25 protein-coding genes and 1 pseudogene are annotated in these 26544 nt (G+C 39.8%); 18 read left to right on the top strand and 8 right to left on the bottom strand.

Going from position 1 to position 26544, the window contains the following annotated elements; all coding sequences use genetic code 11:
- The first annotated feature begins 13 nt into the window (after window positions 1–13).
- The 5 genes from KMHG_RS05750 (at window position 14) to KMHG_RS05730 (ending at window position 5840) form a co-directional block, all read left to right on the top strand.
- Window positions 14–1561: an acyl-CoA carboxylase subunit beta gene (locus tag KMHG_RS05750; RefSeq protein WP_010287799.1), complete on the top strand. Its 1548-nt coding sequence runs from the start codon at window positions 14–16 to the stop codon at window positions 1559–1561.
- 133 nt (window positions 1562–1694) lie between these two features.
- Window positions 1695–2873 carry a D-serine ammonia-lyase gene (gene dsdA / locus KMHG_RS05745; protein WP_010287798.1) on the top strand — a complete coding sequence of 393 codons (1179 nt, stop codon included), beginning with the start codon at window positions 1695–1697 and terminating at the stop codon, window positions 2871–2873.
- 88 nt (window positions 2874–2961) lie between these two features.
- Window positions 2962–4116: a hypothetical protein gene (locus tag KMHG_RS05740; protein WP_010287795.1), complete on the top strand. Its 1155-nt coding sequence runs from the start codon at window positions 2962–2964 to the stop codon at window positions 4114–4116.
- A 103-nt stretch (window positions 4117–4219) separates the two neighbouring features.
- Window positions 4220–5335, top strand: a complete 1116-nt coding sequence (locus KMHG_RS05735) for a M20/M25/M40 family metallo-hydrolase (RefSeq protein ID WP_010287793.1) — start codon at window positions 4220–4222, stop codon at window positions 5333–5335.
- Between the two features lie 22 nt (window positions 5336–5357).
- Window positions 5358–5840 (top strand): chemotaxis protein CheW, encoded by a 483-nt coding sequence (locus KMHG_RS05730; protein WP_010287792.1) that lies wholly within the window; start codon window positions 5358–5360, stop codon window positions 5838–5840.
- A 260-nt stretch (window positions 5841–6100) separates the two neighbouring features.
- Here the strand turns inward: KMHG_RS05730 and KMHG_RS05725 are convergent.
- Window positions 6101–6790 (bottom strand): annotated as a pseudogene (locus KMHG_RS05725) (M15 family metallopeptidase); the annotation flags it as partial.
- A gap of 73 nt (window positions 6791–6863) precedes the next feature.
- Window positions 6864–7754: a DMT family transporter gene (locus KMHG_RS05720; RefSeq protein ID WP_010287789.1), complete on the bottom strand. Its 891-nt coding sequence runs from the start codon at window positions 7752–7754 to the stop codon at window positions 6864–6866.
- Window positions 7755–7855: 101 nt separating this feature from the next.
- On the opposite strand from KMHG_RS05720, the gene KMHG_RS05715 reads away from it, so the two are divergent.
- From KMHG_RS05715 to KMHG_RS05695, 5 genes are all read left to right on the top strand, one after another.
- Window positions 7856–8686 (top strand): helix-turn-helix transcriptional regulator, encoded by an 831-nt coding sequence (locus tag KMHG_RS05715; RefSeq protein ID WP_010287786.1) that lies wholly within the window; start codon window positions 7856–7858, stop codon window positions 8684–8686.
- A gap of 34 nt (window positions 8687–8720) precedes the next feature.
- Complete coding sequence (locus KMHG_RS05710; protein WP_010287785.1) at window positions 8721–9947, top strand: DNA polymerase IV; 1227 nt, start codon at window positions 8721–8723, stop codon at window positions 9945–9947.
- A gap of 8 nt (window positions 9948–9955) precedes the next feature.
- A complete protein-coding gene (gene rnz / locus KMHG_RS05705; RefSeq protein ID WP_010287784.1) occupies window positions 9956–10897 on the top strand; it encodes a ribonuclease Z in 942 nt (313 codons plus the stop codon).
- Window positions 10898–11056: 159 nt separating this feature from the next.
- The gene (locus KMHG_RS05700; RefSeq protein ID WP_010287782.1) at window positions 11057–12583 is read left to right on the top strand and encodes a fatty acid--CoA ligase family protein; all 1527 of its coding nucleotides are present in this window, start codon (window positions 11057–11059) and stop codon (window positions 12581–12583) included.
- A 68-nt stretch (window positions 12584–12651) separates the two neighbouring features.
- On the top strand, window positions 12652–13260 hold the full coding sequence (locus KMHG_RS05695) for a flavin reductase family protein (protein ID WP_010287779.1): 609 nt from the start codon (window positions 12652–12654) through the stop codon (window positions 13258–13260).
- A 33-nt stretch (window positions 13261–13293) separates the two neighbouring features.
- Here KMHG_RS05695 and KMHG_RS05690 read toward each other — a convergent pair whose 3' ends face one another.
- From KMHG_RS05690 to KMHG_RS05670, 5 genes are all read right to left on the bottom strand, one after another.
- On the bottom strand, window positions 13294–13764 hold the full coding sequence (locus KMHG_RS05690) for an S-ribosylhomocysteine lyase (protein ID WP_010287777.1): 471 nt from the start codon (window positions 13762–13764) through the stop codon (window positions 13294–13296).
- Window positions 13765–13824: 60 nt separating this feature from the next.
- On the bottom strand, window positions 13825–14715 hold the full coding sequence (locus tag KMHG_RS05685) for a ferrochelatase (RefSeq protein WP_010287775.1): 891 nt from the start codon (window positions 14713–14715) through the stop codon (window positions 13825–13827).
- Between the two features lie 121 nt (window positions 14716–14836).
- Window positions 14837–15751, bottom strand: a complete 915-nt coding sequence (locus tag KMHG_RS05680) for an alpha/beta hydrolase (protein ID WP_010287773.1) — start codon at window positions 15749–15751, stop codon at window positions 14837–14839.
- Between the two features lie 126 nt (window positions 15752–15877).
- Window positions 15878–16408 carry an isochorismatase family protein gene (locus KMHG_RS05675; RefSeq protein ID WP_010287771.1) on the bottom strand — a complete coding sequence of 177 codons (531 nt, stop codon included), beginning with the start codon at window positions 16406–16408 and terminating at the stop codon, window positions 15878–15880.
- Window positions 16409–16471: 63 nt separating this feature from the next.
- Window positions 16472–17095, bottom strand: a complete 624-nt coding sequence (locus tag KMHG_RS05670; protein WP_010287769.1) for an NAD(P)-dependent oxidoreductase — start codon at window positions 17093–17095, stop codon at window positions 16472–16474.
- 195 nt (window positions 17096–17290) lie between these two features.
- On the opposite strand from KMHG_RS05670, the gene KMHG_RS18705 reads away from it, so the two are divergent.
- The 7 genes from KMHG_RS18705 to KMHG_RS05635 all read left to right on the top strand — a co-directional run bounded on the left by KMHG_RS18705 (window position 17291) and on the right by KMHG_RS05635 (window position 25609).
- Complete coding sequence (locus KMHG_RS18705; RefSeq protein WP_010287768.1) at window positions 17291–17446, top strand: YezD family protein; 156 nt, start codon at window positions 17291–17293, stop codon at window positions 17444–17446.
- A gap of 194 nt (window positions 17447–17640) precedes the next feature.
- Complete coding sequence (gene cobA, locus KMHG_RS05660) at window positions 17641–18399, top strand: uroporphyrinogen-III C-methyltransferase (protein WP_010287767.1); 759 nt, start codon at window positions 17641–17643, stop codon at window positions 18397–18399.
- Between the two features lie 14 nt (window positions 18400–18413).
- On the top strand, window positions 18414–19232 hold the full coding sequence (locus tag KMHG_RS05655) for a sirohydrochlorin chelatase (protein WP_010287765.1): 819 nt from the start codon (window positions 18414–18416) through the stop codon (window positions 19230–19232).
- Entirely contained in the window at window positions 19174–20958 is a 1785-nt protein-coding gene (locus tag KMHG_RS05650) for an assimilatory sulfite reductase (NADPH) flavoprotein subunit (protein ID WP_010287762.1), read from the top strand. Before KMHG_RS05655 ends, KMHG_RS05650 begins: the two co-directional genes overlap by 59 nt.
- Window positions 20959–20972: 14 nt before the next feature.
- Window positions 20973–22706: an assimilatory sulfite reductase (NADPH) hemoprotein subunit gene (cysI, locus tag KMHG_RS05645; RefSeq protein ID WP_010287758.1), complete on the top strand. Its 1734-nt coding sequence runs from the start codon at window positions 20973–20975 to the stop codon at window positions 22704–22706.
- Between the two features lie 295 nt (window positions 22707–23001).
- The gene (locus KMHG_RS05640) at window positions 23002–24693 is read left to right on the top strand and encodes a hypothetical protein (RefSeq protein WP_010287756.1); all 1692 of its coding nucleotides are present in this window, start codon (window positions 23002–23004) and stop codon (window positions 24691–24693) included.
- Window positions 24694–24877: 184 nt separating this feature from the next.
- A complete protein-coding gene (locus tag KMHG_RS05635; protein ID WP_010287753.1) occupies window positions 24878–25609 on the top strand; it encodes a hypothetical protein in 732 nt (243 codons plus the stop codon).
- Between the two features lie 16 nt (window positions 25610–25625).
- Here KMHG_RS05635 and KMHG_RS05630 read toward each other — a convergent pair whose 3' ends face one another.
- Window positions 25626–25877 carry a hypothetical protein gene (locus KMHG_RS05630; protein WP_010287752.1) on the bottom strand — a complete coding sequence of 84 codons (252 nt, stop codon included), beginning with the start codon at window positions 25875–25877 and terminating at the stop codon, window positions 25626–25628.
- A 438-nt stretch (window positions 25878–26315) separates the two neighbouring features.
- Between KMHG_RS05630 and KMHG_RS05625 the strand changes: the two genes are divergently transcribed.
- Window positions 26316–26510 (top strand): helix-hairpin-helix domain-containing protein, encoded by a 195-nt coding sequence (locus KMHG_RS05625; RefSeq protein WP_010287751.1) that lies wholly within the window; start codon window positions 26316–26318, stop codon window positions 26508–26510.
- Window positions 26511–26544: the final 34 nt, after the last annotated feature.

The raw sequence follows: 26544 nt of genomic DNA, 5'->3' as shown, positions 1-26544 counted from the left end.
GCAATCAGAACTTATGGATATGTATGATAAAATTAATGAACTTTATGATAAAAAACGCACAATCGAAATGGGTGGCGGTGACGTCCGCATTGAAAAGCAACACGCAAAAGGAAAACTAACAGCACGTGAACGTATTGACTTATTATTAGACGAAGGTACTTTCGTAGAAATCAACCCATTCGTTCAACACCGTACAGTAGACTTTGGTATGGCTGGCGTTGAAGGACCTGGGGATGGTGTTGTAACAGGTTACGGTAAAGTAAACGGTCGTCCTGTATACTTATTCTCTCAAGACTTCACAGTATTCGGTGGCGCACTTGGTGAAATGCACGCAAATAAAATCGCCAATGTGATGGATCTTGCAGCGAAAAATGGTGCACCTTTCATCGGTATTAATGATTCAGGCGGCGCGCGTATTCAAGAAGGCGTACTATCACTTGATGGTTACGGTAAAGTGTTCTACCGCAACTCAGTATTCTCAGGTGTGATTCCACAAATTTCAGTCATTATGGGACCATGTGCAGGCGGTGCAGTTTACTCACCAGCAATCACAGACTTTATCTTAATGGTTGATAAAACATCTCAAATGTTTATTACAGGACCAAAAGTAATTGAAACTGTAACAGGTGAAAAAATTTCTGCTGAAGGGCTTGGCGGCTCGAAAGTACATAACTCAGTAAGCGGTAACGCTCACTTCCGTGCAGCAGATGAACAAGCAGCGATTGATCAAATCAAACAATTACTTAGCTATTTACCACAAAATAACGAAGAAAAAGCACCACGCTTTGCATTCGAAGAAGAAGATCACGAACGTCCAGAACTTCTTGATATCGTACCAATCGACCAAACGAAAGCTTACGACGTTCGTAAAGTAATCGAGCAAGTCGTTGATACAGATTCATTTATGGAAGTACAAAAAGACTTCGCGAAAAATATCGTTGTCGGTTTTGCACGTATCGATGGTGAATCAGTTGGTCTTGTATGTAACCAACCAAAAGTACTTGCAGGTGGTTTAGATATCGATTCATCTGATAAACTTGCTCGTTTCGTTCGTACATGTGACTCATTCAACGTACCAATTATTACATTCGAAGACGTATCTGGTTTCTTCCCAGGTGTTAAACAAGAGCATGGCGGTATTATCCGCCACGGTGCGAAAATCCTTTACGCTTACTCTGAAGCAACTGTACCGAAAATTACAGTGATCCTTCGTAAAGCTTACGGTGGCGCATACGTAGCACTTAACTCGAAAGCAATCGGTGCCGATATGGTATTCGCTTGGCCGAACGCTGAAATCGCTGTTATGGGTGCATCAGGTGCGGCGAACATCATCCACGCGGGTGAAATCGCAAAATCTGCTGATCCAGAAGCGACTCGTGCACAAAAAATCGAAGAATATAAAGAAAAATTCGCAAATCCTTACGTTGCTGCAAGCCACGGCTTAGTAGATGACGTCATCGATCCACGCGATACACGTATCAAGTTAATGCAATCACTTGAAATGTTACGCAACAAAAAAGAATCTCGCCCTGCGAAAAAACACGGCAATATTCCGTTATAGTTAGGCGATTCAAAAGAGCTTAGGTTTGTGCCTAGGCTCTTTTTTTATTCTATATAACTTGTCAGTCTATATATTCTTCAAATAGCATCGCACATAGATGTAACTGTATACTATATATAAAGGAGTGAGCGATATGACATGGATAGAACAATTAAAGCAACAACAGCCTATATTGTGGAAAAATCCACATGTAGAGCAAGTTCCGCAAACATTTTTATTAGATGATCATTTAATCGATGAAGCGGAGGCTCGTTTAGAAAGATTCGCCCCTTATTTTGAAGTGGCATTTCCGGAAACGAAGCCCACAAAAGGAATAATCGAATCACCGATTACCGTATTAACAGATCAAACGTTATTAAAACGTGACGATATTTTACCTGTAAGCGGTTCTATTAAGGCACGCGGGGGTATACATGAAGTGTTGCTACTTGCAGAACAAGTTGCACGTGCCGAACAATTATTGACCGATGAAGATTATCGTCAATTTGCAACAATACGAATTCAAAAGGCGTTGGCACGCCATACGATTATCGTCGGTTCAACTGGAAACCTCGGATTATCGATTGGGATTATGAGCAAAAAATTAGGCTTTCAAGTTGTTGTACATATGTCACACGATGCGAAACAATGGAAAAAAGACATGTTGCGTGCTCATGGCGCAGAAGTCGTAGAACACGCAGGGGATTATAGCGTGGCCGTGCGTACAGGTCGTCTACAAGCAGAAACAGAGCCGTTGCATCATTTTATCGATGATGAAAATTCGCAAGCATTATTTGCGGGTTATGCAGTGGCGGCGCGCCGCTTGAAACAGCAATTACCTACAGCGCCGACTGTTCAAAATCCACTTATCGTTTATGTACCTTGTGGTGTCGGTGGCGGACCTGGTGGCGTTATTTATGGCTTAAAACAGCAATTTGGTGCAGCAGTAAAATGCTGTATGGTAGAACCTACTGCATCTCCTTGTATGTTGCTCGGTATGGCGACAGGAAAGCATGATCAAATTTCAGTGCAAGATATCGGTTTAACGAATGAAACGATTGCAGATGGCCTTGCAGTAGGGCGTGCCTCTCAATTTGTTGGACGATTAATGGAGCCGCTTTTAGATGGTATTTTAACAGTGACAGACGATATGTTACGCAACTACGTTCGAAATGTATGGCAACGTGAGCAAATCTTTTTAGAACCATCTGCGACAGCGGGCTTTGCAGGATTAGATATGTTGCGAGAGCGATATCCGACAGCGCAGCATCTCGTATGGGCAACGGGGGGCGGTCTCGTGCCAACAGCAGAAAAATGTCAATATTTTGCGTAATTCATCCCTTCAACCGGGCATTTATTTTGTATAATAGAAGTATCATTGTTTGAATAAGGAATTTTATGAAGAAAGGAGTGGTGTATAAATGGGGTTTTGGCATAAACAAAAACGTCTACAGCAAAAAGCGGAACAACAAGCGCCACGTGAAGGTAGTACGATCGCGATTGAACTAGACCATCGTTTTATCGACATTCGAATTGATCGACCATATATCGATGTAATCGAAACGATTCATTTCTACAACGAATTACTCGATGGAAAATCGGGTGATGTCATGGTGCGGAATGCAAAAGCGATTGAGTTTTTCGCACAATTTACGAAAGTACCACTCGGGAATGCGTATGATTTCTTCCAGACGATTGTCTTTTTCTATTATAAACATTATGAAGATGAGAGTTGTCCGTTTAAAGGAAGTGAACTTACATTTATTTTCTCACGTGTAGCAATTGACGTTTATCATCATATTCAATCAGATATTGCAGATGTACATATGCGCATTGCGGACATTGAAGCGCGTCATCCACGTGCATTTTACTTCCATGAAGGGAATGTAGAATTAGATGGCATACGCTTTATTCGTGAAACGAAACAATTGATGCCGACGCTTTTAGCGATTGATCAGCATCAATTAACAACGTTGAATAACTTGTTGTTAGCACAAGAAATGCAAGAAATTAGTCAAGACATTCAAGGAGATGTCGCGCGCTTTTTAGACCAGTATGCATATATTGCGCATGATCAATTTGACCAAATTTATCAATTGCTTGCGCATAATAATACGATAGTGGACGAAGAAACAGCTATCGACATTATGGGCATGAAATACATCTATATAGCAAATGTCGATATACAACGTGCGATGGAAGCTATTCGTACGTATCATTTACAACGTGCGATTGAAGAAGGATTACGCAATTATGTATCTTTATATGAAGGAGCGACGCCAACTGTGCTAGGCATTATTGAGTTTATGAATGCTGAAAACGACATGCTATATGAAGATCATGAACCGACAATTCACGCGAACAATAAGCGCTTCTTAAATTTATTTTTCGACGATTATTGCTTAAAACATCATATTGAAGAAGGCAATGACTCACCGAAAGTTCGTCAATTTTTACATGCATTGGCAACACAATATACACAAGAAAAGAAAAAGCAAGATGGTGGTATGATGAAATGCACGAAGATTATAAAAAATGCATTCACGAAGCACCAATTAATGGGTCAAGAAAACTAAAATGACGTTGCGCATACAGGCTATAAGTATGGTATAGTTGTAACGTAAAAATGTAGTGTAAAGCTACACGCCGTAAAGGTGCAAAAGTAAAGGGGTCTTTTTAATGACAAGTCGAATTGTTGATCAATTTTTAGAATTAGTACAAATTGATTCAGAAACATATCATGAGGAAAAAATCTCACCTGTATTACAAAGCTTATTAAAAGAATTAGGCTTTGACGTATACGTAGATGATGCTGACACGAAAAATGGTCACGCTTCAGGTAATATTATCGCGACATTAAAAGGAAACGCAGATGTTGATCCGATTTATTTCACAGCGCATATGGATACAGTTGTACCAGGTGTCGGTATTAAACCAATTATTAAAGAAGATGGTTATATTTATTCAGACGGTACAACAATTCTTGGTGCGGATGACAAAGCCGGTTTAGCAGCATTACTAGAACTTGCACGTCGCATTCAAGAACAAGGTCTTGCGCACGGTGATATTCAATATGTCATCACAGCAGGTGAAGAATCTGGTCTTGAAGGTGCGAAATTTTTAGATCATGAAAAAGTATATGCAAAATACGGTTTCGCAGTCGATTCAGACGGTAAAATTGGTGAAATCGTTGTTGCTGCACCTTATCAAACAAAAGTGAACGCTACGTTAAAAGGTAAAACAGCACACGCTGGTGTAGAACCTGAAAAAGGGATTTCAGCGATTACAATGGCTGCAAAAGCGATTGCTAATATGAAATTAGGCCGTCTTGATAGTGATACGACAGCTAATATCGGTCGTTTTGAAGGTGGTAAAGCAACGAACATCGTTGCAGATGAAGCAATCGTTCTTGCAGAATGTCGTTCATTAGATGCAGATAAAGTTGCGTCTCAAGCTGAACATATGAAAGCTTGCTTTGAACAAGCTGCTGCTGAAATGGGCGGCGAAGCAATCGTTGAAGTAAAAAATATGTATCCTGGTTTCCGTTTCGGTGAAGACGATTTAGTCGTACAAGTTGCACAACAAGCTGCACGTGCAATCGGCCGTGAACCCAAATTAGCACAATCAGGTGGCGGTAGTGATGCGAATGTTATCGCAGGCTACGGTATTCCTACCGTAAACTTAGCTGTTGGTTATGAATTTATTCACACAACAAATGAACGTATTCCAGTAGAAGAGCTAGAAAAATTAGCAGACTTACTCGTATCAATCGTTCAAGTTGTGGCTGCAAAATAACATCGTTTTTCGGAGGGAATTTATGGAAAGTTCAAAAGTAGTTGTATTCCGTTGTGGACAAGAAGATTATGCCATTTCAGTTGATCAAATCGTATCGATTGAAAAAGTAGATCACATTAACCCTGTACCACATTTACCACATTACGTTGTCGGTTTAACGAAAAATCGTGGGGAATTACTACCTGTATTAGATTTTGAACAAATTTTATACAATCGCTCAGCAGGATTTAATGACACACGTCTCGTAATCGTGCAAGCAGATGATTTCCTATTTGCGCTACAAGTAGTAGAAGCAAAAGAAATTATGGATTTACCGAACGAAGTATTAAAACAAGTTGGCTTAATTAATTATGCACGTACAAAATACTTCACAGCGGTGGCAAATTTAGAAGATCGTATGATTACGGTCGTATCACCAACTGTTTTATGTGATACGCTTGATGGCATTAAAGATATTAAGCAATATATGATTGAGCTAGAGAAGCAAAAAGCGGAAGAAGCTTAATGACATAGAAAAAAAGAGGTGGATGTCCACCTCTTTTTTTTATATTGGCATATAACAATATGCTTTTAGTGTGAAGTCTCTGTCATGTCTGCTTGTTGTGGATTCCAATATGTAACGATGACACCATTGTCATTGTCTCCTGAAATCGTATAGCTACGTTTAAGTGGCAATTGAATATCAGTGTTACCTGTTTCGGCAACATCTTGATAAAATACTGTGTAACGTACACCGTCGACCGTTTCTGTTAAACGATCATGTGTTTTTAAATAGTCGATATATTCCTCTAACACCCAATCATGCTGTTGCATGATTAAACTATGTGGTAAACCGACATAACGGAAATGCCATGCTTCATATTGAATACCTGTAATATCCGTTTTGTCTTCTGGATAGCGTAAAATAAAGCCATATTTCGCAGCATTTTTTGCTAACCATTTACCTTCTTCTGCGTTTTCCATGAGGCCAAGGCTTGAGCCAATATCCATCGATAAGCCGAGGTTATGTTCGCTCGCACCCGGTGGTAAAGCAATGTCAGCACCTTTTGTTTCATATAGTTCTGCTTGAACCGCTTTTGAGCGATAGCTACTGTTAATAACAAAATGGGTCACATCGTCTTTCTTCGCATCATCAACCATTACTTGGAACGATGCGAGCATATCACGTGCAACTTGAATTGAATCATCTGAGATCGTAAATCCTTTAAGAAGTTTCGGATGCTTTGATAATGTCAGTAAGTCTTCAGGTACGGCGCGATCGTCGACTTCATGATCATGGTTGATCAGTACGAGTGGACCTTGTGTAATATCATCTGCTGTAACCGACACAGTTTGCGTTGTCGGTTTTTTCGGTGTCTGTTTGACAGTATCGTCGTTTTCATGACCAAGTGTCGCTACGTTATACACAACAAGAGCGAGAATGATTGCGACAAGTGCTAACGCAATTTTCTTCATCTTTCTCCTCCTCAAAATCACTCGCTTATAAGTATATAGCAATTACTTCGAAAATGTTGTAAAAACGCATAACTTATTTTGGCATTAATGAAATAATTGCGACAATCACTAAAATGAGCATCGCACCGACCGCTTGAAGGAGTGAAAACGGCAAAGAAAGCCATAAAATACTACTTACAAGGGCAGCAAGTGGCTCGACGGTGCCGAGTAATGTCGATTCTTTTGCTGATAAATAGCCAACGCTTTGGAAGAAAAACCAAAAGGCGATAGCCGTTCCGAAGAAAATTGTAAAGAATAAGGCAATGTTCGTTTCAAATGAAAAATGAATGTCACCTGTTGCCCAAATTGGATGAATCCATTGCATACAAATACCCGCAATCAGCATGCCCCACCCGATAATGAGTAACGATGAAAAATTAGCAAGTAACGTTTTTGCATAGAGCGTATAAAAGGCAAGTGTGATTGCTGAGATAATCCCCCAAATAACAGCGCTCCTCGGTACAGATAATCCAGCGAAAGAACCGCCTGTTAAGAGCAACCATGTGCCAATAAGTGTCGCGAAAATAAGGACGATATCAATCGGCATAAATCGTTGCTGACGCGTAAAAATTAAATACAAAATAATAAAAATTGGCGCTGTATATTGAAGTAATGTCGCAACCGCTGCGTTACCGTCTGCAATGGAAGCCATATACGAATATTGGACGCCAAGCATACCGATAATACTAAATAGTAGCAATTGAAAAATGAAATGTTTAGAGCGCCAAATATGAAAAATGGGCTTTTTACGTAATGCTTCTATTAGTAAGAGAAGTACACCAGAACAAAGTAGACGTGTAGTGACGAACCAATTGACGTCTACGTGTTGCTGTTGAAATAAATATTGTGATACTGTACCATTTAATCCCCATAACGAAGCACCGACAAGCGCAAGTATAATGCCGATTATTCGTTGATTTTGCATAAAATCACCTATTTCTATCAAGATATATCGACTATAATAAAAAGATACCGTAAAAAATATCGTTTTATACGCGAAAACTATCAATATATTGAGGTGAGACGATGCAAATCAGACATATACCGATTAATCCATTTGGGCAAGAACAAATTCATTACGACAATCCTGCGTTTCCATCGGTCGCTTACAATACGATCATTCGTAATAATAGCGTTGGCTATATACCACTGCATTGGCATGAAGAATGGCAATTTCAGCTTGTAGTCAGCGGACGTGTCCGGATGCAAATTGAAGGAGAACAAGTACTGCTTGAAACAGGGGAAGGTATTTGGATTAACACAGGTGTTGTGCACGAAGCACATGCGTTGACCGACGATGCCGCATATATGTGTTGGAACATTCATACAGCACTATTGCCAACCGTTTTAAAACAATGTGTAGACGATAAAGGGCCGACACAACGCTATGTTCTGCTCCATCATACGTCATGGCACCAGCAAGCAAAGTCACTCATTCAACAAGGAGCAACGAGTGACGATGAATTCATCATTTATGAGGCGTTCGTCCAACTGGCGCATTTATTGTGTCGCCATGCGGATCGTGCACCGAGTCGTACATCTTTTGATGAACGTATAAAAGAATTGTTGAGTTATATTCATACACATTACAGTGAAAAAATAACGTTAGACGAATTGGCGAATGTTGTTTATTTGAGCGATAGTGAAACGATTCGGCTCTTTAAAAAATCGTTACAATTAACACCGTTTCAATACATTTTAAAATACCGTCTCGAAAAAAGTCGTGCGCTTTTAACGCATACAGACGAAGCGGTAACAGATATTGCGTTAGAAGTAGGATTTTCTAGCGCGAGTTATTTTATCCAAAAGTTTAAAGAAGCATATGGCATTACCCCGAAACAGTTCCAAATGTTATAATAAAAAAGAGAACAAAAGTTCGGGAGGCATCGACATGACGATTTTATTTCATATCGATATGAATTGCTTTTATGCGTCTGTAGAACAAGCGTTAAATCCAGCATTACGAGGAAAACCAGTAGCGGTCGGAGGAGATCCAAAAGAGCGACGTGGCATTGTCGTGACATGCTCATATGAAGCGCGTGCCCGCGGTGTATATACGACGATGCGTGTGACAGAAGCGTTAAAAATTTGTCCGGAACTCATCGTCTTAAAACCAAATTTTGAACGATATCGCAAAGCGTCTAAAGCGATGTTTGACATGTTACGAAGTTATACGCACCTCGTAGAGCCTGTATCAATTGATGAAGGATATATGGATGTGACGGACATTACAGTAGGAGCAGAGGCGCTCATGTTAGCACAAACGATTCAACAGCGTTTGCTAACAGAACTGCAATTACCGTGCTCGATTGGTATTGCACCGAATAAATTTTTAGCGAAAACAGCGTCTGATATGAAAAAACCGATGGGGATTACGGTGCTTAGAAAGCGTGAAGTTGCGAACGTACTATGGCCGCGTCCAGTCATTGAGATGCATGGTGTCGGGAAAAAAACAGCGGAGAAATTACGTGCGCATCAACTTGAAACGATTGGCGACATTGCGCATACAGATAAACGAATGATGAAACAATGGTTCGGCAAAAATGGGGAACGTATGCATGAACGTGCGCATGGTATTGACGACCGTACTGTGGACCCAGAAGCGATTTATGATACGAAGTCTGTCGGTAATTCGACGACACTTGCTGAAAATATTTTATCGCAGCGAAAGTTAGACGAAGTGATTTCACAGTTAGCAACGCGTGTGGCAAATCGACTCCAAGCGAAATATTTAGCTGGGACAACGATTTCGATTCAGCTACGTTCGGCTGATTGGCAACAGACAACGCGGAGTAAAACGTTGTTGAATGCGATATATACACAACAAGATATCGCAAGAGAAGCGAAGGAACTAGCCCATAAGTTTTGGAACGGGTCACCATTGCGTTTAGTCGGTGTGAGCGTTAGTCATGTGACAAACCGACAACGGCGCGTAGAACAATTAGATTTATTTACATTTACAAAACACGTCAGAGATGAGCCGGTTATGGATGTCGTCAATGCGCTACGTGACAAATTTGGCGATGATATTATCGCGCGCGGTGCTGTCGTGAAAAAGTCGACATATGAAGCGCCAACAAGTTTTTCAAAAGATTTTTTAGATGATCATAGAAAGTAGGAACAAATATGCAAATGCAATTTTTAGGGACAGGTGCAGGAATGCCATCAAAGGAGCGTAAAACGAGTGCACTGGCCTTTAAATTATTAGATGAAATTGGTGCGATTTGGCTGTTCGACTGTGGAGAAGCTACGCAACATCAAATTTTAGAAACACCGATTAAACCACGTAAAATTGATAAAGTATTTATTACGCATTTACACGGTGATCATATTTTTGGCTTACCAGGTTTTATCGGTTCTCGTTCATTTTTAGGGGGCAATACACCACTAACGATTTACGGGCCGAAAGGGTTAAAAGAATGGGTCACGATGACAAATACGGTGACCGGCACACATTTAACGTATCCACTCCATTTTGTTGAAGTAGAGGAAGGGGTCATCTATGAAGATGAACAATTTATCGTTCGTGCGATGCCATTACAACATGTCGTTCCTTGTTGGGGATATCGTATTGAACAAAAGGCTTTAAACGGCGCATTAGATATCGATAAAGCGACAGCACTTGGTGTTCCGAAAGGACCGCTATTAGGAAAGTTAAAATCAGGTGAAGACATTACATTAGCAGATGGCACCGTCGTGTGTAGTGACGATGTATTAAGTGAACCGAAACCTGGTTTTATCGTGACGATTTTAGGAGATACACGTAAATGTGAAAATGCCATTATTCTTGCGCAAGATGCGGATGTGCTCGTACATGAATCAACATTTGATGCGGCGACGGAAAATTTAGCGAGTCAATATGGCCATTCTACGAACAAAGAAGCCGCAGAAGTAGCAGAAGCAGCCGGTGTAAAAACATTACTACTCAATCATTTAAGTGCACGCTTTTTAGCGACAGATATTGCGCGCATGAAAGCAGAAGCGCGTACCATTCATCCGAGCACTCATCTCGTACATGATTTTAGTGAATTTGAATGGCATCAACATCAATTAATTAAAAAACCATAGTCATTTTTCCTGAGGAGCGCATCATACATTGATCGCTCTTTTTCTTTTAAATGCAAATAAATTCTATTTTAATCAATAATTTCATTTTCCTTTTTATTGAAATAAGTGTACAATATGGATATATGAATAGCTATTCATTTCCGATAGGGGGAACAAAGAATGAATTTATCAACACGCTTCAAAGAAACCGCTACACAATGTGCAGGAAAAGATGCGTATATTTTCATGGATAAAGCAACGACGTATCGTGAGCTCGATGCTCAAGTGACACGTTTTGCAGCAGGACTTCAACAACTCGGTTTACAAAAAGGAGATCATATTGCACTCCTTTTAGGCAATTCACCACATTATATTATCGCGTTATACGGTGCCTTCCGCGCAGGTATTACAGCGATTCCGATTAATCCAATTTATACAGCAGATGAAATTTCATATATTTTAAATGATGGCGATGTAAAACTTGTCGTTGCTCTCGATAAAGTTGTACCTGTGATTGAGAAATTTGCAGATGATGTAGCAGTAAAACAATATATCATTTGTGAAACATCTCCTGACACATCTTGGGTGAAAAGTAAGATGGCGCAAGCGTTTATACCGTTTACGCACTTTATGCAACAATCACATGCTTTACAAGATGTCGTCGTAACAGGCGATGATGTGGCGCTCATTTTATATACGTCAGGAACGACAGGGAAACCGAAAGGCGTCATGTTAACACATGATAATTTATATGCCAATGCACGTGATGTCGGTCATTATTTAGGCATTTCAGGAGAAGATCGTGTTGTGACAACATTACCGATGTTTCATGTCTTTTGTTTAACGGTAGCGATGAATGCGCCGCTTATTCAAGGGGGTACGTTGCTTATCATGCCACAGTTTAGCCCCGCTGAAGTGACGCGTGTTATTAAACAATACGAGGCGACGATGTTTGCAGGTGTGCCAACGATGTTTAATTTCTTATATCAATATCCTGGTGCAACGAAAGAAGATATGCAAAGTGTGCGCTTATGGATTTCAGGTGGTTCATCGTTACCAGTCGCCTTATTACACGATTTTGAAGCGAAATACGATGTGAAAATTCGTGAAGGTTACGGGTTATCAGAAGCTTCACCTGTTACGTGCTTTAATCCGATTGATCGTCCAAATAAAGCAGGCTCTATCGGCTTGAATATCGTCAATGTGACGAATCGTATCGTTGACCCAGATGGCAACGATGTACCGGTTGGGCAAGTTGGAGAGCTCATCGTAAAGGGGCCGAATGTGATGAAAGGGTATTATAAAATGCCTGAAGCAACAGCGGCCGCATTAAAAGATGGATGGCTACATACCGGAGACTTAGCGCGACAAGATGAGGAAGGGTATTTTTATATCGTGGATCGTAAAAAAGAAGTCATTATTGTCGGTGGATTCAACGTCTATCCGCGTGAAGTAGAGGAAGTATTGTACAATCATCCACTAATTGCAGAAGCTGCTGCTGTCGGTATGCCAGACCCTGAACAAGGGGAAGTCGTAATGAGCTATATCGTTAAGACAGATGATGCGCTCACAGAAGAAGAAGTACTAGCATATTGTCGTGAACATTTAGCGAAGTATAAAGTCCCACGTCGCGTCGTCTTTTTAGAAGAGTTACCGAAAAATACGACAGGCAAAATTTTACGACGCGAGTTACAAAAATTATCGTAAAATACGAAGCATTCATCATAGCATGGTGAATGCTTTTTTTGATATGCTAAGTCAAAGGGGGAGAAAATATGTATTCAATTGATCCTAAAGAACAGCAAGAACGCGATAATTATAAATTAATGACTGGGGCCATTATTCCGAGACCAGTCGCATTTGTGACGACAAAATCAACAGAAGGTGTCGTTAATGCTGCACCATTTAGTTATTTTAATATCGTTTCAGCGAACCCGCCATTAATTTCTGTTTCGATTCAACGGAAAAATGGCGTACAAAAAGATAGCGCTAAAAATATTGCGGATACGAAACAATTTGCGGTGCACGTTACGACCGAACATATCGTTGAAGACGTCAACCAAACTGCTGCACCACTTGCGCATAATGATAGTGAGATGCGTTTTACAGATTTTACACTCGTTGAAAGTGATGTCATTGATGTACCAGGGGTAGCACAAGCGAAGTTTTGGATGGAATGCACGCTCGAACAACATATTACGAATGAACAATATCCAACATTCGATTTAATGATTGGTAAAGTTGAACGTTTCCACATTGATGAGACATATTATGATGTAGACAATGGTCACGTAGATGCAACGGGCTTACAAGCAATCAGTCGTCTTGCTGGTAACGACTACGCTAAAGTTGGCGAACAGTTTACATTAGAACGTCCGAAATAATAAAAAGCGAGCCATGTTGCGGCTCGCTTTTTATTATTGTGCGAAAACTTGTGACCATTCGTCACGCTTTGCAAGAAATTCTTTTGCTAGTGCTTGTGCACCTTCTAAACTATGGCTCGCTGCCCAACCACATTGTACTTCATTACATGCAGGAACGTGGTCTGCTGCTAATACATCTTTCATCGTCGCTTCTAAAATGTTTAACACATCTTCATAATCATCATGATTAATGAACGATACGTAAAAACCTGTTTGACAACCCATTGGTGACCAGTCAATTACTTGGTCAGAATGATTACGAATGCGATCGGCTGTTAAATGCTCTAAAGAATGAAGTGCCGGCATGTCCATATGTTCTTTATTTGGTTGTTTGAAACGAACATCATACTTTGTCACGACATCGCCATTTTGGCCTTTTTTCGTACCTGCTAGGCGGACGTAAGGTGCTTGTACTTTTGTATGATCTAAATCAAAGCTTTCTACATTTGTTTGTTCTTTTGACATGGACAATAACCCCTTTATATACAGAATACAAGTATTGTAACACGTCATTGCAAAAATGTTCTAAATTTTTGCATAATTAAGCGTTTTGATTTCATTGGCAAGCGCAACGACACCGTCAAAGCTATCACCGATAAATTCGCTTTGCACGAATGAGACGTTTAGCGATTCACAAACGGCTTTACAATCGCGACCGATTTCGAAATAAGATTCCATATCTGGCACGATTGATAACAATTCACATGTGACAAAGCCGTCATAACCAGTTTCTGTATCGCGACGAATCGCTTCTTTCACATCTGGGTCTAACCAGCCTTTACGCCCGCTACGGTAAACCGCTTCATAATCTGTCACGCCTGCTTTTTCAGACACGAGTTTGGCAAATTTTTGGAACGCTGTTACATACGGCGTGTTGCGTTCAGGGTCTACAATTTGACTATGTACGGTATAAAACACTTTTTTCTTCGCATCGCGTGGTAAAAAGGCTACAGCTTGTTTTACACGACGTGCGTATACAGCGACAATACTGTCTGCTGCGTAATAATTTTTAAGCGCACTTACAGGTAAATCCGTTACTTTTTGTGCGACTTCTTCGTGGAAACTGCCGCCACCTGAAGCTGAGTAAATCGGATTGACTGTAACTGTTGCGAGACGTGTACAGCCGTCTTCACGCGCTTGTGCAATTGCATCGTCCGTAAACGGTGCAGTATGTTTGTAAGCAGTATACACTTTGACTTGTTCATTCGCGTCATGATTTAAAATCGTTTCAAGCGCTTCAGCAATACGTGGTGTGTACACCGTAATCGGGTCTGCTGTTTGTAAATCTTTAAATTGTTGGACGATACCTTTCATCATCGGTTCCGGTGGTGTACGCCCGATAATGTGTTCAAAATAAGCAGGCACATCATCAATCGACTCAGGTGCACCATATGCATAAAATAAAATACCTAACATAGAAAAAAATTCCTCCTTCAACACGTTTTCTTCATTATAAATGATAGCTATTCTCAATAACCATGGATAAATGCGACAACGTATAAAAGGCGTACCGCATATACGATACGCCTTAGATTCATTAAGATTGGTGAATAAAATCTGCGATAAGCTGCGCAGTTTGTTTTGTTTCTTCATCGAAAAATTCAATTTTACTATAGTAGCTATGGATTAATCCCGCCATTTCAACACGCTCTGCATGGACGCCAGCTTGTTGTAGCGTTTCGACGTAACGAATGCCTTCGTCCACGAGCACATCGTATTGTGCGGCGATGAGCAGTGTACGGGGTAAATGGTCAAATCGTTTCGCTTGTAGCGGTGCAACGAGTGGATTTTTCAGGTCAGCACGTGATACGTAATGGTCTGCAAACCAAATCATACCTTCTTTATCTAATCCTAAATTTTCACCATAAGCATCGTAGCTAACTGTCGTGAAATCTGTATCGACAACAGGATAGATAAGGGCTTGTTGTGAAATTTTTGGTCCGTCGTAATCGGCACTTAACGCACTGACAACTGCCGCTAAGTTACCACCTGCACTGTCACCACTGAGGGTAATTTGCTGACGATCGATGTTTAATTGTTCGGCATGTTCATATACCCATACGAGGGCATCATATGCATCATTCACAGGGGTAGGGAATGGATGTTCAGGTGCTAATCGATAATCGACACTGACAACGACGGCACCTGAAGCAGCTGTTAAATAGCGGCAACCACCATCTGCATATTCAGGACTCCCAAATACCCAACCGCCACCATGATAATACATAATAACAGGAAATGGTCCATCGCCTTCTGGTGTATAAATACGAACATTAATTTCCGCATCGCGTACGTCAATTTGACGATCTTCAATAGACTGAATACCTGTTACGCAAACGCCGTAATGTGGTGCACGTGCACGCGCTGCACGAACTGCTTCTGGCGCTTGTTCATAGTAAGGTACTCCTTTATTCGCTTCGATATAACCGATAGATCCTTTATGTAATGTCATATGAAAAACCCCTTTTACGTTTGTTGTTGCACATAGTATAACACAAAATATATTAAACCTACAAGTTAACTTGGTATTAAAATTTCAGAAAACATAAAAAATGACGACGAAAGTCGCCATGAGTTGTTATTTAATTAGCTTACTAATCGCTTTAAATTGCGGATGTTTGGCATGTTTTAATAAATCAAATAAAATCATTTCGGTGCTTGTAATATAGGCGCCATGTTGTGCCATGCGATCAAGACCGATTTGTTTATTGTCCACTGTTCGTGCATCTACAGCGTCGGCAACAACTTCTACGTGATAGCCTGCATCAAGTAAGTCGCGCGCTGTTTGGTAAAGGCAAATGTGTGATTCAATCCCGCACAATACGATACGATCGATGTCCTCAAATTGCGCTAATGCGCTTTTAAACGCAGGCGCTTCATACGCACTAAAAGCTGTTTTTTCAATTGGTTCAATGTGTGGAATAACGGCTTGAATAGCGCTATCTGTTGGACCGAGACCTTGTGGGTATTGTTCTAATAAAATGGTTGGTATATCTAGTAACTGCATACCTGTCGTTAATTGAACGAGGGCGTTCGTCGTTTTTTCGGGTTCACTCATAACTGATAAAATTTTATGTTGGACATCTACGATGACAAATACTGTTGTCATTAAAAAACCTCCCATCACATGTATAGGTTCACTATAGCATGTAATGGAAGGCTGTTTCACGTATTACATATTAAATACGGCAATTGATTGACCCATGAAGTTTGCGTTTGGAATCGCCATAATGACAGCGTTCGCTACATCATCGCGGCTAATTGATTTTGCTGCTTCTGGTACATCATCGTAAGATAATGCATAGCGACGTAGTGGTTCATCATTCGTTAATCCCATTGGGCGAATAATCGTATACGTTAAGCCAGCTTGTTGGATAGCTTCAATTGATTTTTTATGATCAATTAAATACGGTTTTAAATAGTTCATCACTTGTTGGCCACGTTCACCTTGGATTTCACCATCTACGCCAGCACTCGCTGTATAGACGATGCGTTTTACCCCGTGTTTCACCATACCGTCTACAACGTTTTGAATCATCACAGAGATTGGATTTTCAACGTCTGTATTTTGTGGTGTACCTAACGTAGACACGACTGCGTCTGCACCTTCGATTGCTGCTGCTACTGCTTCAGCATCCATTGCGTCCCCTTGAATCACCGTTAAGTTTTCATCTTCAATCGCTAATTTTTCTGGTGAGCGTACGAATGCTGTCACCGCATACTCCTCGGATAAAGCTTGACGTACAGCATGTTGACCGACGCCACCTGTTGCTCCAAAAATTACTAGTTTGTCCATTATGTAAGCACCTCCGTTACTATTATCCTGATTTCTTATTGAAATGTAAACTACTTTGCATTTGACTGTTTTTAAGAAAATTTTCTGTCAATTTCTAAAAAGCGGTTGACATTTATTAGTGAACGGCATAGAATTGAAACAATTCTTGTTAAAACCTATTAGTTTACTAAGGATTTAAAGGGGGGAACGATCACAATGGCTCAAATGACACATGAAGAACGTCTAAAGGCAATTGAGAAAGCAATTGAAGGCATCCAATTCGGTGAAGTTCAAATTACGATTCAAGATGGTGTAATCGTTCAAATTAATCGCGTAGAGAAACAACGATTCCAACAACAACGTAAAAAGTAAAAAAATCCTAGCTATTGACTTTGTTTACAGATTATTTTATTATCTTTACATGTTTACTAGGAATTAAAAATCGACAGCTGACTAGACAACTAGAGGCGCTTATTTCACCTATATTAATAGTATGGACATAGGGAAGTAGGGGCTTTTTTGTTCAAATTTACATACGCAGCATAGAAAGTAAAGGAGTAATCGCTATGACGAAAGTATATATTGTTGGCGCGGGACCTGGTGATGTTGAATTAATTACTGTAAAAGGCTTACGCGCTATTAAAGAAGCAGATGTCATTTTATATGACCGATTATTAAATAAAGAGTTATTAAAATATGCGAAGCCAGGAGCAGAATTAGTGTTTTGCGGCAAGCTACCAAACCGTCATGCGATGATTCAAGAACACATTAATGAATCACTTGTGCATTATGCACAGCAAGGAAAAATTGTGACACGTCTAAAAGGCGGCGATCCTTTCGTATTTGGACGTGGCGCCGAAGAAGCGGAAGTACTAGCACAAGCAGGCATTCCGTTTGAAATCGTACCAGGTGTTACGTCTGGTATTGCAGCACCTGCTTACGCAGGGATTCCTGTAACGCACCGCGATTTAAGCGGTAGTTTCGCCATCGTGACAGGTCATCGTCAAGAAGGAAAAAATGATGATTTGAAATGGGAATCACTCGCCAACATTGAAACGCTTGCTGTTTATATGGGCGTTAAAAACTTACCGTATATCGTTTCGCAATTGTTACGCTTCGACAAAAGTCCTGATACACCAGTGGCACTTGTCCATTGGGGTACGTACGATAAGCAACAGACTGTCGTTGGGACACTTTCGACGATTGAGCAAATCGTTGAACAATCAGCAATTCAAAATCCAAGTATGATCGTTGTCGGAGAAGTTGTCCGCATGCGTGAAAAAATTGCTTGGTTTGAAGAAAAAGTTGCACTTGCAGTAAAGTAACGGAGGGATGTTGAATGCAAGCAGTATTGTACGTTGCACATGGTACAAGGGTTTCAGAGGGCATTGATGAAGCGAGGGTATTCGTGGAGCGCGCGAAAAAACGTATTCCGGTCTCTATTCAAGAGATGTGTTTTTTAGAGTTAGCTACACCGACGATTGCAGAAGGTGTTGCATCTTGTGTGGCGCAGGGCGCAACTGAAATTGCGGTCGCACCAATTTTATTATTAACAGCTAATCATGCGAAAATGGATATTCCTGAAGAAATTGCGCCGCTTGCTGAAAAATATCCTCATGTAACGTTTACATTTGGTAAACCTTTTGGCATTGATCGCCGTTTAATCGAACAATTACATACACGTTTGGAAGCATCAACATCAAAATTTACTGAAGATTCAGAAGTGTTGTTAATCGGACGTGGTAGCAGTGATCCTGCAGTATTACGGGATTTCTCTGAAATTGCGACACGCTTGAAAATGCATATTGGCATTCGTAAAGTCGAAATCGCTTTTCTTTATGGCAAAGGTCCACGCTTTGAAGACTATGTTGCAAACTTAGAACAAAAAAGTGCGAAGAAAATATTCATCGTGCCGTATTTATTATTCCAAGGTCTGTTACGAAAGCATATCGAGCAGACATTACAACAAGCAAATGTACAACAAGAGCTCGTCATTTGCGACAGCTTAGGGTATGGCAACAAGGTGTTAGATGTACTCGTTGATCGTACGAAAGAAGCAGTAGCAGAAGCTACGAACATTAACAATGAGGTGATTATTCATGGTTTTACTAGTCGAAAACAGTCCATTTACCGCACAACAAGTACAGCTGCTAAATGAGCTACTACCTAACTTAACGGATACGCAAAAGATTTGGTTAAATGGTTATTTAAGCGCACCCGGGGCAACGATTGCGCAAGCGACACAAGCTGTAGAAGCGATTCAAGCAGCTGTGCCAACAACAATTTCAGCAACAATTCTTTACGCGTCTCAAACAGGTAATAGTCAAAAGCTAGCGGAAAGCTTCGGGGCAGAACTTTCACAAAATCAAGTGGACGTCACTGTCGCATCGATGACAGATTTTAAACCGAAAGATCTAAAAAAGTTAGAGCATTTAATTATCGTTGCAAGTACGCACGGTGAAGGGGAAGCACCAGACAATGCGATTGCATTTTATGATTTCCTACACAGCAAACGCGCACCAAAACTAGACCAATTAAAATATGCGGTACTAGCACTTGGCGATAGCTCTTACGAATTTTTCTGTAAGACAGGCGCAGATTTTGACAAACGTCTAAAAGAACTTGGCGCAACACAAATCGTACCACGCGTTGATTGCGATGTAGACTACGATGATGATGCAGCAAAATGGTTCACAAACTTACAACAAGAACTATTAAAAAGTACAGGTACAGCGCAGCCAGCTCAACCGACAGCTGCTGTAACGACTTCAACATCAAAATATGATAAAAAGCATCCATTCCAAGCGGAGATTTTAGAAAAGATCAACTTAAACATGGATGGCTCTAACAAAGAAACATATCATATTGAATTATCACTTGAAGACTCAGGGATTACGTTTGAACCGGGCGACAGCTTAGGTATTATTCCAAACAACGACCCAGCACTTGTGGCACAACTAATTGAAGCATTAGGCTTTGCTGCAGACGAAACAGTAACAGTTGCAGACGAAACAGTAACGCTTGAACAAGCGCTAACGAGCCGTCTAGAAATTACGGTCGTATCAAAACCACTCGTTCAAAAATTAGCACCATTTACAGAAGCAGATGTTGCAGCGCTATTAGTGGGGGATTTCCAAGCATATAGCTACGGACGTGACCTTATTGATTTCGTAACAGAATACGGCCCATTCAATTGGACAGCACAACAATTTGTTGAACAGCTACGCGCGATTCCACATCGTTTATATAGCATCGCATCAAGCTACAATGCGAATCCTGATGAAGTACACTTAACAATCGGTAAAGTGGCATACGAAGCACACGGACGCGCACGCACAGGCGTTGCAAGCGGCCAAGTAGCAGACCGTTTAGAAATCGGAGATACAGTTTCTGTATTCGTAAAAGAAAATCCAAACTTCAAACTACCTGAAAATCCAGAGACACCAATTATTATGATCGGTGCAGGTACTGGTGTTGCACCATTCCGTTCATTCGTTGAAGAACGTGCTGAACAAGGTACAGAAGGAAAGTCATGGTTATTCTTCGGGGAACAACATTTCATGCTTGATTTCTTATACCAAGTAGAATGGTTAAACTATTTAAAAGATGGCGCATTAACACGTATGGACGTTGCCTTCTCACGTGACCAAGCGCAAAAAGTATACGTTCAACACCGTCTGCAAGAAAAAGGTGCTGAAGTATACGAATGGCTACAACAAGGGGCGGTTATTTACGTTTGTGGTGATGAAAAAGCAATGGCGAAAGATGTACATGAAACATTAATTCAAATTATTGAACAACACGGCAACGTATCACGTGAAGAAGCAGAGGAAACGTTAAAACAATATCAACAACAAAAACGTTACCAACGCGATGTGTATTAAGAGGGGGCTTTAACATGACAAAAGAGGTAGAAGCACCAAAAGGTAAACTGAGTGCAAATGAAATTTTTAAAGACAAAAGTAATTTCCTACGCGGAACAATTGAGCAATCATTTAAAGAGCCATTATCAGGTAAAATTCCTGAAATGGATACACAATTAATCAAGTTCCACGGTAGCTATATGCAAGATAACCGTGACGAACGTTTAATCCGTCAAAAGAAAAAATTAGAACCATCTTATCAATTCATGGTGCGCGTACGTACACCAGGGGGTACAGCGACACCGGAGCAATGGTTAATGATGGATGAAGCGGCAAATACGATCGGGAACGGTACGTTAAAAGTAACGACACGTCAAGCATTCCAAATTCACGGCATCGTGAAATGGGACGTGAAAACGTTCATGCAAAAAATGAATTCAGTATTACTAGATTCACTGGCAGCATGTGGTGACGTAAACCGTAACGTGATGAATGGCGTAAACCCTTATCAATCAGATGTCCACGCTGAAATTTATGACTATGCATCAAAAATTAGTGAGCACCTATTACCGCGTACACAGGCTTACCACGAAATTTGGTTAGACGGTGAAAAAGTAGCAGGTACACCACAAGTAGAAGAAATCGAACCAATTTACGGCGAGCATTACTTACCACGTAAATTTAAAATTGGTTTAGCTGTACCACCAAGTAATGATGTCGATGTATATTCACAAGATATCGGCTTAATCGCAATCATCGAAAATGGCGAATTAACAGGCTTTAATATCGCTGTTGGTGGCGGTATGGGTATGACACATGGTGAACCAGAAACATATCCTCAATTAGCGCGTACAATCGGTTACGTTGCGAAAGAAAATATCGTAGATGCATGTGAAAAAATCTTAACGATTCAACGTGACTACGGTAACCGTACGAACCGTAAAAACGCACGTTTCAAATATACAATCGATCGCGTCGGTATCGAATGGTTTAAAGAAGAATTAAACCGTCGTCTAGGCTATGACGTACAGCCGACACGCGAAGCAAAATTTGAAAAACGTGGTGATGATTACGGTTGGGTGAAAGGTACGGACGGTAACTGGCACTTCACATTATTCATCGAAAATGGTCGTATTAAAGATGTAGATGGCTATCCATTAATGACAGGTATTCGTGAAATTGCGAAAGTACATACAGGTGAATTCCGTATGACGCCAAACCAAAACTTAATGATTGCAAACGTAACGCCACACAAAAAGCGTACAATTCAAAAATTAATCGAACAATACAATTTAACAGACGGTAAACATTATTCAGCACTACGTCGTAACTCAATTGCATGTGTATCATTACCAACATGTGGTTTAGCAATGGCAGAAGCAGAACGTTACTTACCAGGCTTAATTACGAAAATTGATGCCATCATCGATGAAGCAGGCCTTCATGAAGAAGAAATCGTTATTCGTATGTCAGGTTGCCCGAATGGTTGTTCACGTGCTGCAATGGCTGAAATCGGCTTTATCGGTAAAGGCCCAGGTCGCTACAATATGTACTTAGGTGCTTCATTTATCGGTGATCGTTTAAGTAAAATGTATTTAGAAAATATTGATGAAGAACGCATTTTAGCAGAATTAACGACATTAATTAATCGCTATGCGAAAGAACGTGAAGAAGGCGAACACTTCGGTGATTTCGTCGTACGTATCGGTATTGTTGAACCAACAACAGACGGCACGAACTTCCACGCAAATACACCAGCACACGTTTAATTCATGAAAAAGAGCGCCTTTTCTAAAGGAGGCTCTTTTTTTATGTTCAAATTTACTATAAAATATCGAATATAGGTTTATTTTTTTTACAAAAAGTTCAAAAAATAGATGCTTGATTTTAAATTGAATGATTATTTTTAGTATAGAAATCATTCGCCAATATAGTGAAGTTATGCCTAATTGTGACGATATAAGAATAGTTATGATAGACAGAGTGTTCAATGATTAAAACAAGGTGACAACATCATGTTATAGATAGCTTAAAGAACATTGCATGGATGGAGAGAGATGAAACATGACGAGTGAACAAATAAACAATAAGGCGATAGCTCCGCACGATGAAAATCCATTGTTTAATCGATTAGTGTCGCAATTGAAAGAACTTCATCGGATCGTCGTAAAATCGTCATATATAAAACGTAGCGCACAAATTTTAAACGTTTTAATCGACGATGCTACGCAACCAAAAAAAGTGCTCATCTTAGGTAGAAATGGCGAGCATCAAGCAACATTTATTAATGCACAATTGAATCGTCCGCTCATGCCACTATTAGCTGAAAACACTGTTATTAGCACTTCTATTATTCGCTATGGCCACGAAGAAAAGATAACTGCTCATTTTTTAGACGGACAAATTGCCTCATTTGATTTAAGCCATTTAGTATTGTTTACGTCAGCACATAGTGAAGGCGCACATATTTTGCAAGAAGGATTAGATTATGTCGATGTGTTTTTAAATGAGCCTTTACTTCAACAAGTATCATTAATTGACGCACCGACAATTTCAACAGATCGAACGATTTTCATTCAGCCGAGTATATTACGTCGCGCAGATGATATTTATTGTTTAATAGAAGATAGTGAACTGACAGATGCGGAAAAACGTTTATTAAAGCGATTGAATAAAATGGACTTTGAACCACTTGCGATTACAACGAAACCACTGCAATTAGAAAATGATTTATTCCGAGATATCGTCGTCAACGATAAGGAGAGAGTAATGAATGAATTGCAATCGTATAGTGCGTTTCGTTCAAAACGTATTTCGAAAATGACCGATCGCTTTTTACAATGGTTAGACCGTTTCTACATGGAAGTGATAAATTTAATGAAACGAGATCCATATTTAGAAGCGCGTGAGCAATTAGAAAAAGAAATTGCACAATTAGACGTTGGCCCCAGCTACAAAAATGAAGAAGTAGAAACATTACAACTACATATTGAGCGAATAATTAAACAATATAATAAAACACAAACGATTTACCAGTTAATCCAATTCATTAAACAGCATACATTTATCGAAGATGCCGCTATTTTAGAATTTGTGCTGAGCGGTAATCAGTATTTAGAAGAAGCGCATCAATATCGTCGTATTCAAAAAAATTATGCGGAGTTACAAGTAGAAGTAGAAACGTTAGAACGCAAATCGCGCAGTAAATTAATGTTAAGTTTATTTACGAAAGAACATACGGACAAGTTACAACATATGCGAAGTGAATTGCCAGTGTTACGCGAGCAATTACTACAAGCGTATAAACGCACGAAACATTTAGAAGAAGCCATGCAGGAGCAGTTAACAATCGTTGTGCCAAAAGTACATACACTTGTAGGCAACGAAATCGAACGTTTAATGGAACTGTTAGACAAACTTCAAGGGCAACCACCAAAAGGTCCTACGAAGCGATTTAAAGCAGTGCAACGTTTGAAAAGCTTTGATTCATTGCAAGAAGCACAAATCTATTTAAATCAGTTTTTAATCGATATGAAAAAAACGTTGCATCTTTATTTGAGTGAAGAGCAGCAGCGACATTTAGAAAAAAGTGCTGCGAATATTGCAACGCTTCAGTTTGATTATCATCATATTATTGAAGAAGCATTGAAACTGCCAGAAGTAAATAGTAAATATGCCGTACAACTTGAGCCGTTAGCAACCTCTCCATTAAACGTAAAGAATGCCTTTTTTGCGATTGAAAAGCCAGACATTTAGCTGGTTTTTTTCATTTTCACAGTTTTAGTAGTATAAAAGTTCTGTGAATGCTAATTTTTATGTGTATTTGTAAGTGTTTATCACTATGAAAAAAATGGAGAAAATTAAGTGGTTTATCTCATGAGGCACCGTTTTAAGTTTTGTATACTAAAACTATATGAATTAACGTAAAGGTGTGAAAATTGTGAACGACCAACAGCGGCCAGAAGATCCAATATCGCATAAAGCACTACTTGCGCAAATCGTATTATCGTGTGCGGTAATTAGTTATACACTATTGAGTCCAGTCGTCGTGACTTTCTTTATGAAAGGAAGTTATTTTACGAGCGTTCGCCAATTTATTGTATACATATGGACAACGCCTTGGACGCTTTGTTGTATGTTTACATTTGTCGCAGTCGGCCTTTATTATTTTATTGACGGGGTGAATGCGCTCATTATTCGAAAGCGTCAATTTAGCGTTACAAAGGCCGAGAAAAAAGGGATAATAGAAGAAGCACCGCAGACTGTACCGGTTGTCATTATGCAATCGTCACTTAAAAATGCGACAGAGCAGCAAGCAATTGATGCGTTAACCTACCATTTAAAGCAACTCGGCTTTATTGATTTTGAACAAGAAAAAGCACAAAAAAGTTTCGGTGTCCAATTAATCGCTAAGTCTGCTGAAGGTAGGTTTGCGTTTATGATTGGCGGATTGTCTAAAACATTAACGATGACAGATATCGAATCTTTCGCTACAGGACGTGCTTATTTTGACTGTCATGATGCGCTTTGCATTGCGACAGAAAATGTGACAAAAGATGCGAAACGTCGTGCATCTGAATTATTTATTCCTTATATTGATGCAGATCACTATAAAGAAGAATTACAGCGTTACTTTGCGAGCATTCGAACAGATCAACATATTTATACATAATAAAAACCAAAAGTGATTACCGCTTTTGGTTTTTATTATGGCGATTTTGTTGTAGTAAAAATGTTAAATCAAGTAATAGCAAAATGAAAAATGCGACCCCACGTGCAATCGGATAAGGACCTTCTGCCATAAAATAAGTGATGATTGCCACAACGAGCAATACATAAAAAATATTTTGTGGCACTTTATGAGGTTGTTGCCATTTATAGTAGAACAGCAATAAATAGGCGAGCATTGCAATGACGTTAATAAACCAAAAAATATTCATTTTCTTCCCTCCAATCCATTATAAGTATACAAAAAATGTATATTGAAATGTGATGGAAACGTTAAATCCACCAAAAAAAAGTAAAATTATGAACACATATTGACATTTTACATAAAAGCATCGATTTTTTATAAAAAAATTGAGAACCATATGTCGAAATAACACGAAAATGTGATAAAATAATGAACTTGTAAGAAGTATTTTGTTATACTACACGAAGATATTTAGCATCGTATACGTTATACAGATGCTAACCCTCAATAGCGCAATACCCACTATAAAGCAACCATTTCTCATTATTACACGTCAAGGACACAATCATATATCGTCACTGCGGCTACATGCAATACGGCGGCCGTTATTTTGATGTGCGTAAGGGAGAATGTAATAGATGTTTGAAGGCATATGCCTTGTGTTAAAAGGAGGTTTACATAAACAATGAATCATTGGCCAGAAGGTGTCGCACGTCCAGCAATTCGTGCGTTGCATACGGCGGAACTGTATAAGTTAGAAGATTTGCAAAATATTTCAGCAACAAAGCTTCAACGTTTACACGGTATCGGACCGAAAGCATTTAAAACGTTAAAAGAAGCAATGGATGATAAAGGTTACCGTTTCTTAGAAGAAGCTTAATATAAATTCAGTCCAACAAAAAGCCCGTCACGTA

This window comes from Kurthia massiliensis, from assembly GCF_000285555.1.
In the GTDB taxonomy this organism is placed as follows: Bacteria; Bacillota; Bacilli; order Bacillales_A; family Planococcaceae; genus Kurthia; species Kurthia massiliensis.
The sequence above is the reverse complement of the archived record's forward strand: the minus strand, read 5'-3'. Positions and strand labels throughout refer to the sequence as shown.

What these genes read in the sequence shown, in the direction of transcription:
- KMHG_RS18705 (WP_010287768.1), top strand. Translation starts at nt 17,291, where the DNA reads ATGGCTCAAATGACACATGAAGAACGTCTAAAGGCAATTGAGAAAGCA.
- KMHG_RS05695 (WP_010287779.1), top strand. Translation starts at nt 12,652, where the DNA reads ATGTATTCAATTGATCCTAAAGAACAGCAAGAACGCGATAATTATAAA.
- KMHG_RS05690 (WP_010287777.1), bottom strand. Translation starts at nt 13,764, where the DNA reads ATGTCAAAAGAACAAACAAATGTAGAAAGCTTTGATTTAGATCATACA.
- KMHG_RS05650 (WP_010287762.1), top strand. Translation starts at nt 19,174, where the DNA reads ATGGTTTTACTAGTCGAAAACAGTCCATTTACCGCACAACAAGTACAG.
- KMHG_RS05640 (WP_010287756.1), top strand. Translation starts at nt 23,002, where the DNA reads ATGACGAGTGAACAAATAAACAATAAGGCGATAGCTCCGCACGATGAA.
- KMHG_RS05625 (WP_010287751.1), top strand. Translation starts at nt 26,316, where the DNA reads ATGAATCATTGGCCAGAAGGTGTCGCACGTCCAGCAATTCGTGCGTTG.
- KMHG_RS05670 (WP_010287769.1), bottom strand. Translation starts at nt 17,095, where the DNA reads ATGGACAAACTAGTAATTTTTGGAGCAACAGGTGGCGTCGGTCAACAT.
- cysI (WP_010287758.1), top strand. Translation starts at nt 20,973, where the DNA reads ATGACAAAAGAGGTAGAAGCACCAAAAGGTAAACTGAGTGCAAATGAA.
- dsdA (WP_010287798.1), top strand. Translation starts at nt 1,695, where the DNA reads ATGACATGGATAGAACAATTAAAGCAACAACAGCCTATATTGTGGAAA.
- KMHG_RS05685 (WP_010287775.1), bottom strand. Translation starts at nt 14,715, where the DNA reads ATGTTAGGTATTTTATTTTATGCATATGGTGCACCTGAGTCGATTGAT.
- KMHG_RS05700 (WP_010287782.1), top strand. Translation starts at nt 11,057, where the DNA reads ATGAATTTATCAACACGCTTCAAAGAAACCGCTACACAATGTGCAGGA.
- KMHG_RS05630 (WP_010287752.1), bottom strand. Translation starts at nt 25,877, where the DNA reads ATGAATATTTTTTGGTTTATTAACGTCATTGCAATGCTCGCCTATTTA.
- KMHG_RS05680 (WP_010287773.1), bottom strand. Translation starts at nt 15,751, where the DNA reads ATGACATTACATAAAGGATCTATCGGTTATATCGAAGCGAATAAAGGA.
- KMHG_RS05675 (WP_010287771.1), bottom strand. Translation starts at nt 16,408, where the DNA reads ATGACAACAGTATTTGTCATCGTAGATGTCCAACATAAAATTTTATCA.
- KMHG_RS05710 (WP_010287785.1), top strand. Translation starts at nt 8,721, where the DNA reads ATGACGATTTTATTTCATATCGATATGAATTGCTTTTATGCGTCTGTA.
- rnz (WP_010287784.1), top strand. Translation starts at nt 9,956, where the DNA reads ATGCAAATGCAATTTTTAGGGACAGGTGCAGGAATGCCATCAAAGGAG.
- KMHG_RS05735 (WP_010287793.1), top strand. Translation starts at nt 4,220, where the DNA reads ATGACAAGTCGAATTGTTGATCAATTTTTAGAATTAGTACAAATTGAT.
- KMHG_RS05715 (WP_010287786.1), top strand. Translation starts at nt 7,856, where the DNA reads ATGCAAATCAGACATATACCGATTAATCCATTTGGGCAAGAACAAATT.
- KMHG_RS05740 (WP_010287795.1), top strand. Translation starts at nt 2,962, where the DNA reads ATGGGGTTTTGGCATAAACAAAAACGTCTACAGCAAAAAGCGGAACAA.
- KMHG_RS05730 (WP_010287792.1), top strand. Translation starts at nt 5,358, where the DNA reads ATGGAAAGTTCAAAAGTAGTTGTATTCCGTTGTGGACAAGAAGATTAT.
- KMHG_RS05655 (WP_010287765.1), top strand. Translation starts at nt 18,414, where the DNA reads ATGCAAGCAGTATTGTACGTTGCACATGGTACAAGGGTTTCAGAGGGC.
- KMHG_RS05720 (WP_010287789.1), bottom strand. Translation starts at nt 7,754, where the DNA reads ATGCAAAATCAACGAATAATCGGCATTATACTTGCGCTTGTCGGTGCT.
- cobA (WP_010287767.1), top strand. Translation starts at nt 17,641, where the DNA reads ATGACGAAAGTATATATTGTTGGCGCGGGACCTGGTGATGTTGAATTA.
- KMHG_RS05750 (WP_010287799.1), top strand. Translation starts at nt 14, where the DNA reads ATGGATATGTATGATAAAATTAATGAACTTTATGATAAAAAACGCACA.